The following is a 16,258-nucleotide window of genomic DNA, read 5'->3' on the forward strand; positions in this document are numbered from 1 at the left end:
CCTAAGATTTGTTCATTAGGATAGTACTTACTCTCTTAAACCCTTGACCGTGCGGCATAGCGGCTGTTAGCTTCCGAGTCGAACATTGGGTGACTGTCGGCGTAAGGGCAACGGCCGCCTCAGCTTTCAGAGCGCACGCGCCTGAGGAGGTACAAATGACGGCTCATCGAGTGGTGGTGTGGGCGACAGGTGGCATCGGTTCGATCGCCATCCGCGCTATTCCGCGGCGCCCCAATCTGGACCTGGTCGGCGTGTGGGTGCACTCGGAAGACAAGGTCGGCAAGGACGCGGGCGAGCTGGCCGGCGGCGAGCCTATCGGTCTGAAGGCCACCAACGACGCCGACGCGCTGATCGCGCTCAAGCCCGACTGCGTCATCTATGCGGCCAGCGGTCCGGAGCGGGACGCGCTGGCCATCCCGGATTACGTCAAGCTGCTCGAAGCCGGGATCAACGTCGTGACCACCAGCACCACCCGATTGGTCAACCCGCACGCTTACGAGCCCGTCGAGTGGCGCGACCAGCTGGTCGCCGCGGCCAAGCAGGGCCAGGTGTCGCTGTACGCCTCCGGGATCGAGCCGGGCTTCGCCGCCGACTACCTGCCGCTGGTGCTGTCCACCCAGTCGTCGTCGATCGACAAGATCCACTCCTTCGAGATCGGCCTGTACGACGACTACGGGGTTCCCGACATCATGAGCGACGCGCTGGGCTTCGGCCGTCCGCTCGACTACCAGCCCTGGATCGGCTACCCGGGCGCCATCGCCGGCGAATGGCAGGGGCAGATCCGGTTGATCGCAGACGCGTTGGGCGTCGAAGTCCAGGAAGTGCGCGAGGGTCTCGACCGCGCCGTCACCAACCGGACGCTGGAGGTCGCGATGGGCACCGTCGAGGCCGGGACGTGCGGCGCGCTGCGCATGCAGGCGATCGGCGTGGTCGACGGCCGGGAAGCCATCGTCATCGAGCACGTCACCCGGCTCGCGCACGACGTCGCCCCCGACTGGCCCACCGGGATCGGCGATTTGTCCTACCGCGTCATGATTTCCGGCGATCCGGACATCGACTGCACGCTGGCCGCGACGCTGAAGGATCCCGCCAAGGCCGGCATCGGCGGGATGACCTCCGGGGCGGGCGCCATGGTCGCCACCGCGATGCGCGTCGTCAACGCCGTGCCGTATGTCGTTGCCGCCCAGCCGGGATTGCTGAGCTCGGTGGACCTTCCGCTGACCATCCCGCAGAAAGCGTTTGTCGGGGGGTAGGTCGCGCCGGTTACTCTGCGGGCGTGACGGTTAATCCGCTCGAGGAATTGACGCTGCAGCAACTGCGGGTCCGCACCAGCATGAAATGGGGCGCGCACCCCGCCGACGTCCTGCCGCTGTGGGTCGCCGAGATGGACGTCAACCTGGCACCGACGGTGGCCGATGCGCTGCGGAAGGCCATCGACAACGGCGACACCGGGTACCCCTGCGGGACCGCGCTGGCGGAGGCGGTCAGCCAATTCGCGGCGCGGCGCTGGCAGTGGCACGACCTGGAAGTGAGCCGCACCGCGCTGGTTCCCGACGTCATGCTCGGTGTCCTCGAGGTGTTGCGCCTGCTCACCGATCGCGGCGACGCCGTCGTGGTCAACCCGCCGGTCTATGCGCCGTTCTACGCATTCGTCGCGCACGACGGACGCCGCGTCATCGAGGCGCCCCTCGCCGATGGGCGAATTGACTTGAACGCCTTGGAGAATGCCTTCGTTCGGGCTCGCGCAGGCGCCGGAAACGACGCGAAGGTCGCGTACCTGCTGTGCAATCCGCACAACCCGACCGGATCGGTGCACACCGCCGACGAACTGCGTGCGGTCGCCGAGCTCTCCCGGCGGTTCGGCGTGCGGGTGGTGTCCGATGAGATTCACGCCCCCGTCATTCTGCCGGGATCGCGGTTCACTCCCTTCCTCACCGTCCCGGGCGCCGAGAACGCCTTCGCCCTGACGTCGGCGTCGAAGGCCTGGAATCTGTCCGGCTTGAAAGCCGCGCTGGCCATCGCCGGACCCGAGGCGGCCGCCGACCTGAACCGGATGCCGGAGGAGGTCAGCCACGGACCCAGTCACCTCGGCGTCATCGCCCACGCCGAGGCGTTTCGGAGTGGCGGCGACTGGCTCGACGCGACCCTGCAGGGTCTGGACGAGAATCGGACACTGCTGGGCGAGTTGGTCGCCGAGCACCTCCCCGGCGTGAAATACCAATGGCCGCAAGGCACTTACCTGGCGTGGCTGGATTGCCGGAAGCTGGGCTTCGACGAAGCAGGCACGGATGGCCTTGCCGTGGTTGCCGATCTGTCCGGGCCGGCACGCTGGTTCCTCGATCACGCCCGGGTGGCGCTCAGCTCCGGCCACGTGTTCGGCACCGGCGGCACCGGACACGTGCGATTGAACTTCGCCACCTCGCGAGCCATTCTCGCCGAGGCGGTCTCGCGAATGGGACGGGCCCTGGCCGACGCTTGATCGTGGACCGGCGCTGCGCCACAGGGATTTTCGGCTACGCGGAGACTTCTTCGGCGCCCCGGCCCAAGTTGCGGAACCCCTGGGCGGGCTCCTTCATGCCGAGCGTGAAGGGCAGGCTGTCGATTTCGAACCTCGTCGTCGCGCCGAGCCGGCGGAAAAAGCTGCGCCGCGGCGCCGCGACGGGAACCTGCACCGTCGAAAGGTCGATGTAGTGCGTCGGCGTTTCTCCGATGCCGTCGAAGACGTGCACCAACGGCATGCAAAGCTCGCGCATAGGCTGGTCGAGGCATGCCGCGACGGGATCGGTCATCAGCACGTATTCGGCAACCGGCACCATGTTTTTCAGCATTCGGTGTACCAGAATGACGTCGAAGCCGGCCAGCTCGACGTGTCGTTTCACCTTCTGATCCGCCACCTCGCCCACGTGCACGACGAATTTGAGTGACAGTTTGTCCAGCTGTTCGCAACTCGCGCACTCGCAGGCGATGTCAGCTTTCATCCGCTCGCGCCGCGCCAGGAACGACGCGCGCATCCGTGACAGGCGGTCGCACACCACCTCTTTGGCGTGGCTGTCCGGGGCCCAGAAGAACGCCGCGTCGCCCTCGAGCTTGGCCAGCTTCAAACCCTTGCCCGCGTTGATGACAGCCTCCAGCAAGCCTGCAACGGTCAGCTGGGCGTGGGCAAGGTGCATCCGGTTCCACTGCATGTAATGCGTGTACCCGCCGATGTCGGCTATGAGCAGAACCGCGCGCCGAATTGCCATGAACAAGCCAGTTTAGTAGGCATTGGGGCCCAGCTCAATGAATCTGCTACTGGACGAATTCGCGCCGGCGCGAGAGGCTAGCAGAGGTGTTGGGTTCACCGGAGGAGCTGATATGCATGTGCTGCGAACCCCGGACTTCCGATTCGAAAACCTGGAGGATTACCCGTTCGTCGGGCACTACCTTGACGTAACCGCAAGCGACACCCGGCCGCTTCGCATGCACTACCTCGATGAGGGCACGATCGAAGGGCCGCCGATCGTTCTGCTGCACGGCGAGCCCACGTGGAGCTATCTCTACCGCACAATGATTCCGCCCCTGACCGACGCCGGGAACCGCGTGCTCGCGCCGGATCTGATCGGTTTCGGCCGTTCGGACAAGCCCAGTCGGGTCGAGGATTACACCTACCAGCGCCACGTGGAGTGGGTGATCTCGTGGTTCGAGCACCTCAACCTCAGGGACGTCACGCTGTTCGTGCAGGACTGGGGATCGCTGATCGGGCTGCGCATCGCCGCCGAGCAGTCCGACCGGGTCGGGCGGCTGGTGGTGGCCAATGGTTTCCTCCCGACGGCGCAACGGCGCACCCCGCCGGCCTTCTACGCGTGGCGCGCCTTCGCGCACTACTCCCCCGTCCTGCCCGCCGGCCGCATCGTCAGCGCCGGAACCGTTCGCCGGGTGCCGGCGAAAGTCCGGGCGGGCTACGACGCGCCGTTCCCCGACAAGACCTATCAGGCCGGGGCCCGCGCGTTTCCTCAGCTGGTGCCCACCTCACCCACCGATCCGGCGATTCCGGCCAATAGGAAAGCGTGGGATGCGCTCGGCCGCTGGGAAAAGCCCTTCCTGGCCATCTTCGGAGCCCGCGATCCCATCCTCGGTAAGGCGGACAGCGCCCTGATCAAGCACATCCCCGGCGCCGCGGGCCAGCCACACGCCCGCATCAATGCCAGCCACTTCATTCAAGAGGACCGCGGACCCGAACTGGCCGAACGCATCCAGTCTTGGCAGCAGGCCTGGCTTTGAGCGCCCGTCAGCGGGTGTTGACCACCCGTACGACCCCACGCATAATCGCCGCGACGCACTTAGTCGAGCGCCGGGCCGGGCTTGGACGGCGCGGCCGCGCCCCGTAGTCAAAGGCGTTGGGCCGCGGCCGGACCGATTTGACAATGCGCGGCTCGCTGTATGGTTGGTGGCTAAATGCGTTGAACGGGGTGAGGTCTTTTCGCATGGGCAGGAAAGGGTGGGGCGGCGCGCCTCCAGCCGATGACGAGGAGGCGCGCAAGCGCATCGTCGATGCGGCCATCCACAGCATGGAGCGCCGGGGTCCCAAGGGAACGAGCCTGTCCATCATCGCCGGCGACCTGGGCATCACCCGTCCCACGGTCTATCGCTATTTCGCCACGATCGACGAACTCGTGACGGCCGCCGGCGACGTCGCCCTGGGCGGGTGGACCGCCCGGATCGCCGATCTGACGTCGGGCATCGACGACCCGGTGGATCTGCTCGTCGAGGCGGTCGCCTACCTGGTCGAGCGGCTGCCTCAGGAACCCCTGTTGACGTCGTTGCTGGAAACCGACCTGACCCGGCTGCTGAGTCGGCAGATGGTGATGGGCGAATCGATCGCGCGTTCCCGAATTCTGTTGCAGCACACCGGCATCGACTGGGACGCGCTGGGGTATCGCGGTAGTGACTTCGACGATCTGGTCGAGTATCTGCTGCGCATCATTCAGTCCATGGTGCTGGTCCCGCCACACCCGCCGCGTACCGCGAGCGAGCTGCGGGCGATGCTGCGGCACTGGATCGGACCGGTGGTGATGACACCGCCCTGCAAGGCCGGCCGGAAACCTCGCTAGCCGCAGTTTCAGGTCAGTTCACGCGGCGCGTCGCCGACGGCGACGACGGCTTTGGCCGGCTGCTCGCAGTTCATTCCAATTCTCAACAGCATGCGCGTGAGCGTCCACCATGTGGACGTGAAAACGGTTGCGGAATACTGGATCACACGTATCGATGAGCTGCTCGGCGCGTGCATGCGCGATCACGACCGGTTTCCCGTCGACCGCTGAGTTATCGCGCAATCCAGTCGTTTCCGCGAATCAATGCTGGTCCATTTCCCGAAAAGACGATAATACAGCGTTACAAACGGTGTAATATGTGGCTGTCGCCGCCTCATGAGGATGAGTCGAGGCCTCATGCGGCGGCACACACAGACCGATGAGACCCGCTGGACCGGGCGGTGACGTCAGCGGGTAACCGCGAGTACAGCTTCCGCCAGTTCGGGCCGGCAGACCACGAGATCGGGCAGCTTCGGGTCGGGTTGGTTGTAGGCCAGCGCCGACCCGTCAATGCGAGACGTGTGCAGCCCGGCGGCGCGTGCCACCGCCACCGGCGCGGCGGAATCCCATTCGAACTGGCCGCCGGCATGCACGTACACGTCTGAGAGTCCTTGGACGATCGAGGCGACTTTGGCTCCGGCCGAGCCCATTTCCACCAGGACGCCGTCCAGCGCATCCTTGACATTCAGAGCGATGGCGGGCGGACGGGTGCGCGACACCACGATGCGCGGCTTGCCCGGCGCGGCGGGAGGCGAGTCCATCTCGGGAGTCGCCAGCGTGATGCCCTGGGCCGGTAGCGCCACGGCGCCGGCGACCAACTCACCGGCCTCCCACAGTGCGACATGCACCGCCCAGTCGTCGCGTCCCAGCTCGGAGAATTCCCGCGTGCCGTCCAGCGGATCGACGATCCAGACGCGGTCCGAGCGCAATCGCACCGGGTCGTCGGCGCCCTCTTCGGACAGCACCGCATCACCGGGCCGCTCGGCCGTGAGCGCCTCCATCAAAAAGTCGTGGGATCGCTTGTCCCCCGCGGCTTTCCGATCGCTCGCTTCCGCGTCGGCGAACTCTTCCCGAACCCCGAGCAATAGCCGACCGGCCTCGGTGGCCAACCGTGCGGCCAGATCATGGTCATTCATCGGCAGTTCCACGGAATCCTTAATATGTTGGTAGCGATGACCAACTTTACCCTGTCATACACGTCAGCGGGCACCACCCCAGCGGAAAAGTTTCACCCGTAATCTGGTGACCGTGAGCGGCAGCGCCAACGTCCCGTTATCGAAGCGGTTGCGGCACACCTCGCGGGGGCGATTGATCGGGGCCGGCATTGTGACGGCAGTGGTGCTGGTCGGTGTCCTCACCGTGGTGGGCCTGCAGCTGACCCATGGCCAGCAGAGCGCGACGGCGCCCCGCACCCAGCCGTCGCCGTCAGCGCCGGAGAGCTTCGCCATCCCGGGCTGCTACAACCCGTCCGTCCCGCCCGTCGCGCGGCCGAAGCGGCTCAACGTGTTGGGCTGCGCCAGCGTGGCCGTTGCGCTGCAGGACATGTCGTGGAGTTCCTGGGGACCGCAGGGCGCCGACGGGACGGGCACGGCGGTGTTCAAGCTCTGTGACCCGAATTGCGCGGCGGGATCTCAGCTGACCGAACCGGTGGTCGTGCACGCGTGGAATCCACAGCAGCCGCGGCGCGAGGCCATCTGCCAGGTCGGCCTGGAGATCTTCGCCGATATGATTCTGGCCTTCCCCAAAGGCACTCCACCGCCGAACGTGCAGAAGATGAACACTCAGTACAACGGCGCGCCGGCCGTGCACTTCGCCAATTACTCGAGCGGCGACACGCGCGGCACCGAATTCATCGGCTACACATTCTGCAACTAGCCGGTGCGAAAGCCCTCGCGATCGCCGCTAGACCTCGATGACGACAGCGCCACCCTGGCCGCCACCGGCACACATCGCGGCCACGCCGATGCCGCCGCCGCGGCGGGCGAGCTCATAGACCAAAGTAGTCACCATGCGCGCACCCGAGGCCGCGATCGGGTGACCCAGGCTGCAGCCGCTACCGGAGAAGTTCACCTTCTCCTCGTCGATGCCGTATTCGCGGCACGCCGCGATCGGGACGGACGCGAACGCCTCGTTGATCTCCCATAACGCCACGTCGCCGGGCGACAGACCGGCTCGCTGCAGCACCTTACCGATGACCTTGACAGCGCCGAGGCCACAATCGCGGGCCGGTACGCCGGCGGCGGCCCACGCCTTGACGGTGCCCATGACGTTGAGGTTGTTGGCCGCGGCGTAGTCCCGATCGACCAGGGCCACCCCGGCGGCGGCGTCGTTGGTGCCACTGCTGTTGCCCGCCGTGATCGAGAAGCCCTCGATTTCGGGGTGCAGCACCTTGAGGCCGGCGAGCTTCTCGACGGTGGTGTCGCGACGCGGATGCTCGTCCACCGCGAACTCGGTGACCGAGCCGTCGAACTGGGTGATCTTCAGCGGCAGGATCTCGTCGGTGAACTTGCCGGCGTCCTGGGCCGCGACGGCGCGCTGATGCGAGCGGGCCGCCCAGGCGTCCATCTCCTCGCGCGTGATCCCGACCGCCTGCGCGGTGTTCCAGCCCACCGTGATGGACATGTCCTTGGCGGGCGCGTCCGGCGTCTCGACGTGCGTCGGCGGCATCCAGCGCTCCTCGAACTTCAGCTCGGGACCCGGGATCCGCCAGTTGGTCAACGGCGTCATTGACAGCGACTGCACACCGCCGGCGATGAGCACGCGCTCCATGCCGGAGCCGATCTGCGCCGCGGCGTTGCCGATGGCGGTGAGGCTGCCCGCGCAGTGCCGGTTGACCGACTGCCCCGGAACGTGCTCCAGGCCCGTCGCGGTCGCCGCGTAACGTGCGAGATCTCCACCGCCGTAATGGGATTCGGCGAAGATGATGTCATCGACATCCGCGGGGTCGACGCCCGACCTGCGGACCACCTCGGGCAGCACGGCCGTGATCAGGGTCTCGGGCGGCGTGTTGACCAGCGTGCCCTTAAACGAACGGCCGATCGCGGTCCGTGCGGCTCCGACGATGACGGGTGTTCCCATGTTCTCAACCTCGTTGTTGTGGGCGGTCAGACGCCGCGAATCGTATCAAATACTGTATAGGCAATAGTAATGGTCTAAATTCAGTAGGCCGGGCTCCTGTGACGGCGCTAACAATTAAGCGGTTCGGGTAAACACGGAGGCCAAGCCGTTGAAGACCAAAGGTGCGCTGGTCTGGGAACTGAACGAGCCATGGTCGATCGACGAGATCGAAATCGGCGACCCCCGCCACGGCGAGGTGACCGTTCAGCTGGAAACGGCCGGACTGTGCCACTCCGACCACCATCTGATGACGGGCGACTTCCCCATCCCGAGCTATCCGGTGCTGGGCGGGCACGAGGGCGCCGGCATCATCACCGAGATCGGCGAGGGCGTCGAACACCTGGCCGTCGGCGATCATGTCGTCATGTCCTTCATCCCGTCCTGCGGGAAATGCACACCGTGCCAGACGGGATTGCGCAATCTGTGCGACCTCGGCATGGGCCTGCTGTCGGGTCAATCGGTCTCCGACGGATCGTTTCGCGTCACCGCCGGGGGCCGCGACGTCATCCCGATGTCGCTGCTGGGAACCTTCGCGCCTTACGTGGTGGTGCACCACACCTCGGTGGTCAAGATCGACCCGTCGATCCCGTTCGATGTGGCCTGCCTGGTGGGCTGCGGGGTGACCACCGGCTACGGCTCGGCGGTGCGCAGCGCGGCAGTCGCGCCGGGTGAGGACGTCGCGGTCATCGGCATCGGCGGCGTCGGGGTCGCGGCGCTGCAGGGTGCCCGCATCGCCGGGGCGCGGCGCATATTTGCCGTCGACCCGTATGAATGGAAGCGCGAGCAGTCGCTCAAGTTCGGCGCCACAGCGGCTTTCGCGGACGTGGGCAGCGCTGCGGCCGGCATCGCCGAGGCGACGCGAGGTTTCATGTGCCACAGGGTGATCGTCACCGTGGGTCATGTGGCGGGCAAAGACGTCGAATCGTGGATGGGGCTGACGGCCAAGGGCGGGGTGTGCTGCCTCACCGGCATGGCCAGCGTTATGGCCAACGATGTCACCCTCAACCTCGCGGGCCTCTCGCTGTTGCAGAAGAGCTTGCAGGGCAGCATCTTTGGTGGCGGCAACCCCCAGTACGACATCCCCGCGATTCTCGAGCTGTACAAGCTGGGGCAGCTCAACCTCGATGACATGGTCACGCGCGAATACACACTCGAGCAGATCAACGACGGCTATCGCGATATGCTCGAGGGCCGCAACATTCGCGGCATCATCCGCTATACCGACGCCGACCGCGCGTAATCGGTGGGCACAATGACCTGATGACCATCAGACCCCTCGCTGTCCGTGACACCACCCCGCGACTCGCCTACCGGGTCGCGGCGATGCTGCTCGGCGTCGGCACCCTGCACTTCGTCGCGCCCAAACCGTTCGACTCCATCATCCCGGTCGAGCTGCCGGGGAGCCCCCGGCTCTACACCTACGCGTCGGGGGTGGCCGAGCTGGCGGTCGGAGCACTGCTGGTGCCGCAGCGCACCCGGCGGGCCGCCGCGCTGGCCGCCGTCGCGCTGTTCGTCGGCGTCTTCCCGGGCAACGTCAACATGTGCCGGTTGTGGTGGGAGAAGCCGTGGCCGATGCGGATCGTCGCCCTGGCCCGGCTGCCGCTGCAGATTCCCATGATCACCACCGCGCTCAAGATCCGGCGCAACAGCTGACGTTAACCGGGCCGGCGTTGGCAGCGGTTTGACCGGCGCGCGCGACGGTGACGCAAAGCGGTTGCTTCCCAAGCGGAATTCTCAGCCAAGGGCATAGGAGGTCTCGTGCGCAGAACGGCCATCGCCGCAATGCTCGCGATGGCGGCCGCGCTGATGGTCGGCGCCGGCGACGTCGTCCAGCAGCGATCCGCTCAACAGGTCACCGATAAGCCCGTCGGCACCTTCACCCTGTTCCGCCGGCTGTTGCGCGACCGGCAATGGTGGACAGGCAGCCTGGTGGCCGGCGCCGGGTTCGGCTTCCAGGCCGCGGCGCTGGGCCTGGGCTCGGTGGTGCTGGTGCAGGCGCTGCTGGTGACGTCGTTGCTGTTCGCATTGCTCATCAGCGCGAGGGTGAACCACCGCAGAATCACACGCCGGCAAGGCATTTGGGCGGTTTTGCTTGCCGCGGCGGTCGCGGTGGTGGTGACGGTCGGTAACCCCCAGCAGGGTGCCCCGCGCGGGTCGGTGCAGACATGGACCATCGTGGCGTTGGTCATGGGACCCGCGCTGATCCTGTGCGTGATCGGCGCGCGGATGTTCCCCGGTTCGGTCGGTGCACTGTTGCTCGGCCTGATGTCCGGCTCGCTGTGGGGACTGTTTTCGGTGCTGACCAAGGGCGTGGTGGACCAACTCGACCGCGGCATCCCGGCGTTGTTGCGCGCACCCGAGTTGTACGTGTGGGTGGTGCTGGCGATCGCGGCCACCGCCTGGGAGCAATCGGCCTTTCGGGCCGGCCCGCTCACCGCGTCGCTGCCGGCGGTCACCGTCGCCGAGCCCATCGTCGGATCGGTGCTCGGTGTGTCGGTGCTGGGCGAGACGCTGCAGACCAACGACATCGGCTGGGTGATCTTGGGCTTGTCGGTGTGCCTGATGGCGGCGGCGACGGTGGCGCTGGCCCACAGCCAGGCCAGCTATGCCCCATCCCCTGACGAAAAGCCCTCTCCCGCAACGGATAAGGCCTGAGGTCAACTCAGCCGCGAGCCGACCCGGTGCGCGGTGCCGTCGGGATCGATGTAGGCGAATTCGCGTAAGCCATACGGCGTGTCCTGCGGGGCGACGAGGCGACCGTCGAGATTTTCCAGTGCCGCCCACTCCGCGTACAGGCCGTCGGCGTCACTGACGTAGAAGTACACGCTGGCGGCCGTGCGCAGGGGATCGTGCTCGGCCCATTCGGTGAGGTGGATCGACACCTGCCCGCGATCGGCGAATCCGTACCGTTCTGGGCCTTCGTATGCGCGGGCGTCGAAGCCGAGCCGGCGGTACCGGCCGAGTGCAACGTCCAGGTCCCGAACCGGGACGATCGGGGATACCGAGGTGAAGTCGACTGCGGACACACAACGAACATAACGGTTAAATCCGATCTCGCTCGCGACCGTTGGATGCCGTCGTAAGCTCCATGCGCATGAGGAGCCAGCTGACCGCGGCTGTCGTCGTTGCCGCCGCCGCAATACTGGTCGCCGGGTGCGGCGGTGACAACAAGGGCGGCAGCGCTTCGTCGTCGGCCACCACCACGACGGCTTCGTCCAAGACTCCCCTGGCGCAGGCAGCGTTGCCCGATCTGATGCTCTCGCCGAACGACATCGACACCGTGCTGGGTGCCACGGGAACCTCGAGCGATCCACCGATCACCACGTTGTTGGAAGATCCGTTCAAGCGCGAGGACTACACATTCCCCGCTGAATGCCGGTACACCGTGCATGCGGCGTTGGCGTCCGTTTACGCCGACAGCGGGAGCACCGCGGTTTACGGCTATCACGACGAGGCGCCCGCGCCCGTAGGTGCGGAACAAATGGAAAGCCCTGAGGTGTATCAGCTCGTAGTGCTGTTCCCGTCCCCCGAACAGGCGAGCTCGTTCTTCACAACGTCGGCCCAGCGCTGGCCCGCCTGCGCCAACCGTCAGGACACCGTTCCCGCCGCCGACGGCAAACCGGCACTTCAGTGGAAGGTGGGCCAGGTTTCCAACGCCAATGGAGTTTTGAGCGTTCCGGTGACCTTGGCCATCGTCGGAAACGGCGCGAACGTGACGGTGCCCTGCCAGCGGGCGCTGACCGTCCGCAACAACGTCGTCATCGATATCGACGCGTGCCGTAAGGACGTCGGGGACCTCGGCGTCAGCATCGCCAACCAGATCGCCGGAAAAGTCGACAAGCAATAGGATCGCCGGGGCGCGGCAAACCCAATAGCCTTCTGCCGTTTACCTATTGGCTGTAGCCGTCTGCGGCGGCGGGAGCGTATGCTCTGGCGGCCGAGACGGTCCCACGATCGAATCCAAGCCGCACATGGCGCCGCGACGCTCAATTCGGGTACTTTGTCCGCGGGTTCGGTCGTACCGCCTTGAGGAGGGAAAATGGCCCTATCGGAGAAGGCGTCCAAGCCGCACGCCGGCCAGCAGGTCATCCATCTCTCGCAGTTGTTGCGCGCCCCCGTGTTGGCCCGTGCCGGAGAGACAGTGGGGCGCGTCGAGGACGTGATCGTGCGGCTGCGCGGTGCCGAGGAGTATCCGCTGGTGGCCGGGATCGTGGCCGGGGTCGGCGGACGCCGGGTTTTCATCGGCGACAAGTCCATCGACGAGTACTCCGCGGACCGAGTTCTGTTGACCAAGAATAAGGTTGACCTTCGCGGGTTCGAACGCCGCGAGGGTGAGGTGCTGTTGCGCACCGACGTTTTGGGCCACCGATTGATCGACGTGGCGACCGTCGAACTGGTGCGCGCCTACGACGTCGAGCTGGAACGGACCGGCGAGGGCTGGATGGTCACCCGCCTGGATACCCGCCGTCCACCACGGTTGTTCGGGCTGATCAAGCATTCGGGCGGGCACGCGTCTCGCGATTGGAAGGCGTTCGAGCCGCTGATCGGCCACGCGCGCTCCGATGCCGTCCGCCGTCTGTCGGATCGGTTCGGTGACCTCAAGGCCGCCGAGATCGCCGACCTTCTCGAGGAGGCGGACAAGGCCGAGGGCGGCGAGATTCTCGATCGGGTGCACAGCGACCCGGAGTTGGAAGCCGACGTCTTCGAAGAGTTGGACCCGGAAAAAGCCAGCCGGCTGCTCGACGACATGCCGGACAACGAGGTCGCCGCGCTATTGGGCCGGATGCGCGCCGACGATGCCGCCGACGCGATCGCCGACCTACGCCAGTCACGACGCCGCCGTGTCCTCGAGCTGATGCCCGCCCCGCAACGTACCAAGGTGATCACCTTGATGGGGTTCAACCCCGAAAGTGCCGGCGGGCTAATGAATGTCGACTCCGTGACGTGTCCGGCCACCGCCACCGCGGGCGAGGCGCTGGCGCTGATTGCCGCCTCGCGCAGCATCCAGCCGGAAGCGCTGATCAAGGTGCACGTGCTCGACGAGGACAAGCGTCTTGACGGCGTGGTTTCAGTGATCACCCTGTTGCAGGTCGATCCCGCTGAAAAGCTGGAAGCGCTAATGGATTCCGACCCGGTCCGGGTGAACGCCGTCGCGGACCTGACCGATATCGCGCTGCTGATGGCCGATTTCAACCTCTACTCCATCCCCGTTGTCGACGAGCAGGACCGCCTACTCGGCGTGGTGACCGTCGACGACGTGCTGGAGGCGACCATTCCCGAAGACTGGCGACGCCGCGAGCCCGCGCCGCGCCCCATTCGCGAAATCGCCGCCGACGACCGCGACACACCGCCCACGGGAGGATCCCCGCAGTGAGTTCTGGCGGCGAGGACACCACCCAGGCCGACGTGCAGCGCTCCGAGCCGGCACCAACGCGGCACACCGCGGTGCTGGACAACGCGCATCTGGGTGATATCGAGGGCGCGTTCGGGCGCATCAGCGTCGGGGAGACCGAGCATGCCCGGACCTGGCGGACGCGGCTGCTGACCCTGCTCGCGATCGTCGGACCCGGCATCATCGTGATGGTCGGTGACAACGACGCGGGCGGGGTCGCCACCTACGCCCAAGCCGGCCAGAACTACGGCTACTCGCTGCTGTGGGTGCTGCTGCTGCTGATCCCGGTGCTCATCGTCAACCAGGAAATGGTGGTGCGACTCGGCGCGGTCACGGGGGTCGGGCACGCCCGGCTGATCAACGAACGCTTCGGCCGCGGCTGGGGCTGGTTTTCGGTCGGCGACCTGTTCCTGCTCAACTTCTTGACCATCGTCACCGAGTTCATCGGCATCAGCCTGGCCGCCGAATACATCGGCGTCTCCAAATACGTTGCGGTACCGATCTCGGCGGTGGCGTTGGTGGCGATCATGGCCAGCGGCAGCTTCCGCCGATGGGAGCGGGCCATGTTCATTTTCATCGCCGTCACGCTGCTGCAGATCCCGATGCTGCTGATGTCACATCCGCAGTGGGGGCACGCGGCGAAGTCGTTTGTGGTGCCCGGCATTTCGGGCGGAATCAGTTCGGACGCGGTGCTGCTGATCATCGCCATCGTCGGCACCACCGTCGCGCCGTGGCAGCTGTTTTTCCAGCAGTCCAATGTCGTCGACAAGCGCATCACCCCCCGGTTCATGGGCTACGAACGCGCGGACACCGTGCTGGGCGCCCTCGTAGTGGTGGTCGGCGCCGCCGCGCTGATGATGACCGGTGAGTGGGCGGCGCGCTCCACCAACACCATTGGCGGCTTCAGCGACGCCGGCGCCACCGCGCATCTGCTGGGCGAGCACCGCCCGATACTCGGCTCGATCTTTGCCATCGTGCTGATGGACGCCTCGATCATCGGGGCCGCCGCGGTGACCCTGGCCACCAGTTATGCCTTCGGGGACGTGTTCGGTCTCAAGCATTCGCTGCACCGCGGCTTCTCCGACGCCAAGCAGTTCTACCTGTCCTACACCGCGATGGTGGTGCTGGCCGCGGCCGTCGTGCTGATTCCGGGCGCCCCGCTGGGGTTGATCACCACCGCCGTACAGGCCCTTGCCGGCCTCTTGCTGCCCAGCGCCAGCGTGTTTCTGCTGCTGCTGTGCAACGACCGAGAGGTGTTGGGGCCCTGGGTGAATCGGTCCTGGCTCAATTGGGTCGCCGCCCTGATCGTGGGTGTCCTGCTGCTGCTGTCCGGAATCTTGATGGCTACCACGCTGTTTCCCGATCTCAACGTCGTTGCGGTTGCGGGCTACCTGACGCTGGCGCTGGTCATTCTCGCGGCGGCCGCGGCGCCGGTGCTGCGTTGGGTGGCTCGCCGGCAGCCGGCGCGGCCCCAGCCACAACTTCCGGCGCGCGGCGTCGACCGCAACACCTGGCGCATGCCGCCGCTGGCACTGCTCGAGCCGGTCACCTGGTCGCCCGGAACGCGGCTCGCGATGATCGCGCTGCGCGCCTATCTGGTGGTCGGGGCGTTGCTGTTGGTGGTCAAGGCCATTCAGCTCAGCCGCTGACCGCTTGTATCCGGCGGGCTACCTCGCCGTACCGCTCGAAGCGGTCCTGATCGGCGACGGAGTTGTACATCACCAACCGCGTTGCCGCTCCGGCGTATTTCGCGGTCAGCGCATCGGCCAGCCCGTCCCAGGTCGACTCGGTGGCGAAGACCGCGATGTGATCGTCGCTGACCTGGGCCGCCATCCCGGCGAAGTCGCCGGCCTTCTGCTTCTCCCGGATCCGGGCGGTCGTGCCCTCGAAACCCGCCTCGTCCCAGATGAATGCGTAGTTGGGTGTGCTGCCGTAGAAGGCCATGCTGGCGCGCACGACCTCGCGTTGCCGATCGCGCTCTTCGTCGTTGTCGCCGACGATCGTCATGACGGGCACGATGATCGCGATGTCTGATGGTGAACGACCCGCCTTGGCCGCGCCTTCGGCGACCGTCGGCAGCACGTGCCGGACCAGGTAGCCCGGTTCGCCGATCGGGTGGACATGGACGCCGTCGGCGACTTCGCCCGCCATCCGCAGCATCCACGGATTGACCGCTGCGATATCGACTTTGGGATCCGGTGCGTCGATGGGCCCCGGGCTCCACTGCGGGGTGATGAAGTCGAGATCGTAGAAGTCGCCGTGGTGGTCCAGGATGCCGGAGCGAAACGCCGTGAAGCACGCCTTCACGGCGAGCAAGTAGTCGCGCAACCGCGGCCCGGGCCGCTCGAAGGCCGTGCCGTAACGCCGCACCACGTGGGTGCGCACCTGGGTGCCCAGGCCCAGCCGGAACCTCCCCTTGGTGGCCTCCTGCAGTTCCCACGCCGCGGCGGCCGTCACGAACGGACTGCGCGGAAACGCGACAGCGACGCCCGTCGACAACTCCAGATCCGGCGCGGCCTGCGACGCCACGGCGGCATTCAGGTATGCGGTGCGGCCCGTCTCGGTGAACAACAGACCGGAGAACCCGGCGGATTGGGTCCGCCGGGCAAGGTCACCGATTTGGCCGAGCGGCTGGGGAATCGTCATCGCGTCGACATGCATGCTGGGAGCGTACGTCCGA

General features: G+C 66.5%; 16 protein-coding genes. 11 read left to right on the plus strand and 5 right to left on the minus strand.

What is annotated here, in order from left to right:
• Positions 1-155 precede the first annotated feature (155 nt).
• Both ACZYVJ_RS04980 and ACZYVJ_RS04985 read left to right on the plus strand, forming a co-directional pair.
• A complete protein-coding gene (locus tag ACZYVJ_RS04980; RefSeq protein WP_463830016.1) occupies positions 156-1,253 on the plus strand; it encodes an NAD(P)H-dependent amine dehydrogenase family protein in 1,098 nt (365 codons plus the stop codon).
• Between the two features lie 23 nt (positions 1,254-1,276).
• Positions 1,277-2,479 carry a MalY/PatB family protein gene (locus ACZYVJ_RS04985; protein ID WP_463830017.1) on the plus strand — a complete coding sequence of 401 codons (1,203 nt, stop codon included), beginning with the start codon at positions 1,277-1,279 and terminating at the stop codon, positions 2,477-2,479.
• A gap of 34 nt (positions 2,480-2,513) precedes the next feature.
• On the opposite strand, the gene ACZYVJ_RS04990 is transcribed toward ACZYVJ_RS04985, so the two are convergent.
• Complete coding sequence (locus tag ACZYVJ_RS04990) at positions 2,514-3,242, minus strand: DUF2652 domain-containing protein (protein WP_463830018.1); 729 nt, start codon at positions 3,240-3,242, stop codon at positions 2,514-2,516.
• 112 nt (positions 3,243-3,354) lie between these two features.
• Between ACZYVJ_RS04990 and ACZYVJ_RS04995 the strand changes: the two genes are divergently transcribed.
• Positions 3,355-4,260, plus strand: coding sequence for a haloalkane dehalogenase (locus ACZYVJ_RS04995; protein ID WP_463830019.1), 906 nt, complete (start codon positions 3,355-3,357; stop codon positions 4,258-4,260).
• A gap of 203 nt (positions 4,261-4,463) precedes the next feature.
• Complete coding sequence (locus ACZYVJ_RS05000) at positions 4,464-5,090, plus strand: TetR/AcrR family transcriptional regulator (protein WP_463830020.1); 627 nt, start codon at positions 4,464-4,466, stop codon at positions 5,088-5,090.
• A gap of 386 nt (positions 5,091-5,476) precedes the next feature.
• On the opposite strand, the gene ACZYVJ_RS05005 is transcribed toward ACZYVJ_RS05000, so the two are convergent.
• Complete coding sequence (locus ACZYVJ_RS05005) at positions 5,477-6,205, minus strand: 3'(2'),5'-bisphosphate nucleotidase CysQ (RefSeq protein WP_463830021.1); 729 nt, start codon at positions 6,203-6,205, stop codon at positions 5,477-5,479.
• 148 nt (positions 6,206-6,353) lie between these two features.
• Between ACZYVJ_RS05005 and ACZYVJ_RS05010 the strand changes: the two genes are divergently transcribed.
• Complete coding sequence (locus ACZYVJ_RS05010) at positions 6,354-6,944, plus strand: hypothetical protein (RefSeq protein WP_463832842.1); 591 nt, start codon at positions 6,354-6,356, stop codon at positions 6,942-6,944.
• Between the two features lie 27 nt (positions 6,945-6,971).
• Here the strand turns inward: ACZYVJ_RS05010 and ACZYVJ_RS05015 are convergent, their stop codons facing one another.
• Positions 6,972-8,147: a thiolase family protein gene (locus ACZYVJ_RS05015; RefSeq protein WP_463830022.1), complete on the minus strand. Its 1,176-nt coding sequence runs from the start codon at positions 8,145-8,147 to the stop codon at positions 6,972-6,974.
• Positions 8,148-8,295: 148 nt separating this feature from the next.
• Between ACZYVJ_RS05015 and ACZYVJ_RS05020 the strand changes: the two genes are divergently transcribed.
• From ACZYVJ_RS05020 to ACZYVJ_RS05030, 3 genes are all read left to right on the plus strand, one after another.
• A complete protein-coding gene (locus ACZYVJ_RS05020; RefSeq protein ID WP_463830023.1) occupies positions 8,296-9,426 on the plus strand; it encodes an NDMA-dependent alcohol dehydrogenase in 1,131 nt (376 codons plus the stop codon).
• A gap of 20 nt (positions 9,427-9,446) precedes the next feature.
• Entirely contained in the window at positions 9,447-9,839 is a 393-nt protein-coding gene (locus ACZYVJ_RS05025; protein ID WP_463830024.1) for a DoxX family protein, read from the plus strand.
• Between the two features lie 105 nt (positions 9,840-9,944).
• Positions 9,945-10,841, plus strand: a complete 897-nt coding sequence (locus ACZYVJ_RS05030) for a DMT family transporter (protein ID WP_463830025.1) — start codon at positions 9,945-9,947, stop codon at positions 10,839-10,841.
• A 2-nt stretch (positions 10,842-10,843) separates the two neighbouring features.
• Here ACZYVJ_RS05030 and ACZYVJ_RS05035 read toward each other — a convergent pair whose 3' ends face one another.
• A complete protein-coding gene (locus ACZYVJ_RS05035) occupies positions 10,844-11,212 on the minus strand; it encodes a bleomycin resistance protein (protein WP_463830026.1) in 369 nt (122 codons plus the stop codon).
• A 68-nt stretch (positions 11,213-11,280) separates the two neighbouring features.
• On the opposite strand from ACZYVJ_RS05035, the gene ACZYVJ_RS05040 reads away from it, so the two are divergent.
• The 3 genes from ACZYVJ_RS05040 to ACZYVJ_RS05050 all read left to right on the plus strand — a co-directional run bounded on the left by ACZYVJ_RS05040 (position 11,281) and on the right by ACZYVJ_RS05050 (position 15,227).
• Complete coding sequence (locus ACZYVJ_RS05040) at positions 11,281-12,033, plus strand: sensor domain-containing protein (protein ID WP_463830027.1); 753 nt, start codon at positions 11,281-11,283, stop codon at positions 12,031-12,033.
• Between the two features lie 192 nt (positions 12,034-12,225).
• Positions 12,226-13,560, plus strand: a complete 1,335-nt coding sequence (locus ACZYVJ_RS05045; protein WP_463830028.1) for a magnesium transporter MgtE N-terminal domain-containing protein — start codon at positions 12,226-12,228, stop codon at positions 13,558-13,560.
• Positions 13,557-15,227, plus strand: coding sequence for an NRAMP family divalent metal transporter (locus ACZYVJ_RS05050; RefSeq protein WP_463830029.1), 1,671 nt, complete (start codon positions 13,557-13,559; stop codon positions 15,225-15,227). Before ACZYVJ_RS05045 ends, ACZYVJ_RS05050 begins: the two co-directional genes overlap by 4 nt.
• On the opposite strand, the gene ACZYVJ_RS05055 is transcribed toward ACZYVJ_RS05050, so the two are convergent.
• Positions 15,217-16,239, minus strand: a complete 1,023-nt coding sequence (locus ACZYVJ_RS05055) for a TIGR03617 family F420-dependent LLM class oxidoreductase (RefSeq protein WP_463830030.1) — start codon at positions 16,237-16,239, stop codon at positions 15,217-15,219. The two genes, ACZYVJ_RS05050 and ACZYVJ_RS05055, sit on opposite strands and share 11 nt — an antisense overlap.
• Between the last annotated feature and the right edge of the window lie 19 nt (positions 16,240-16,258).

The organism is Mycobacterium sp. IDUB_3, from assembly GCF_055419585.1.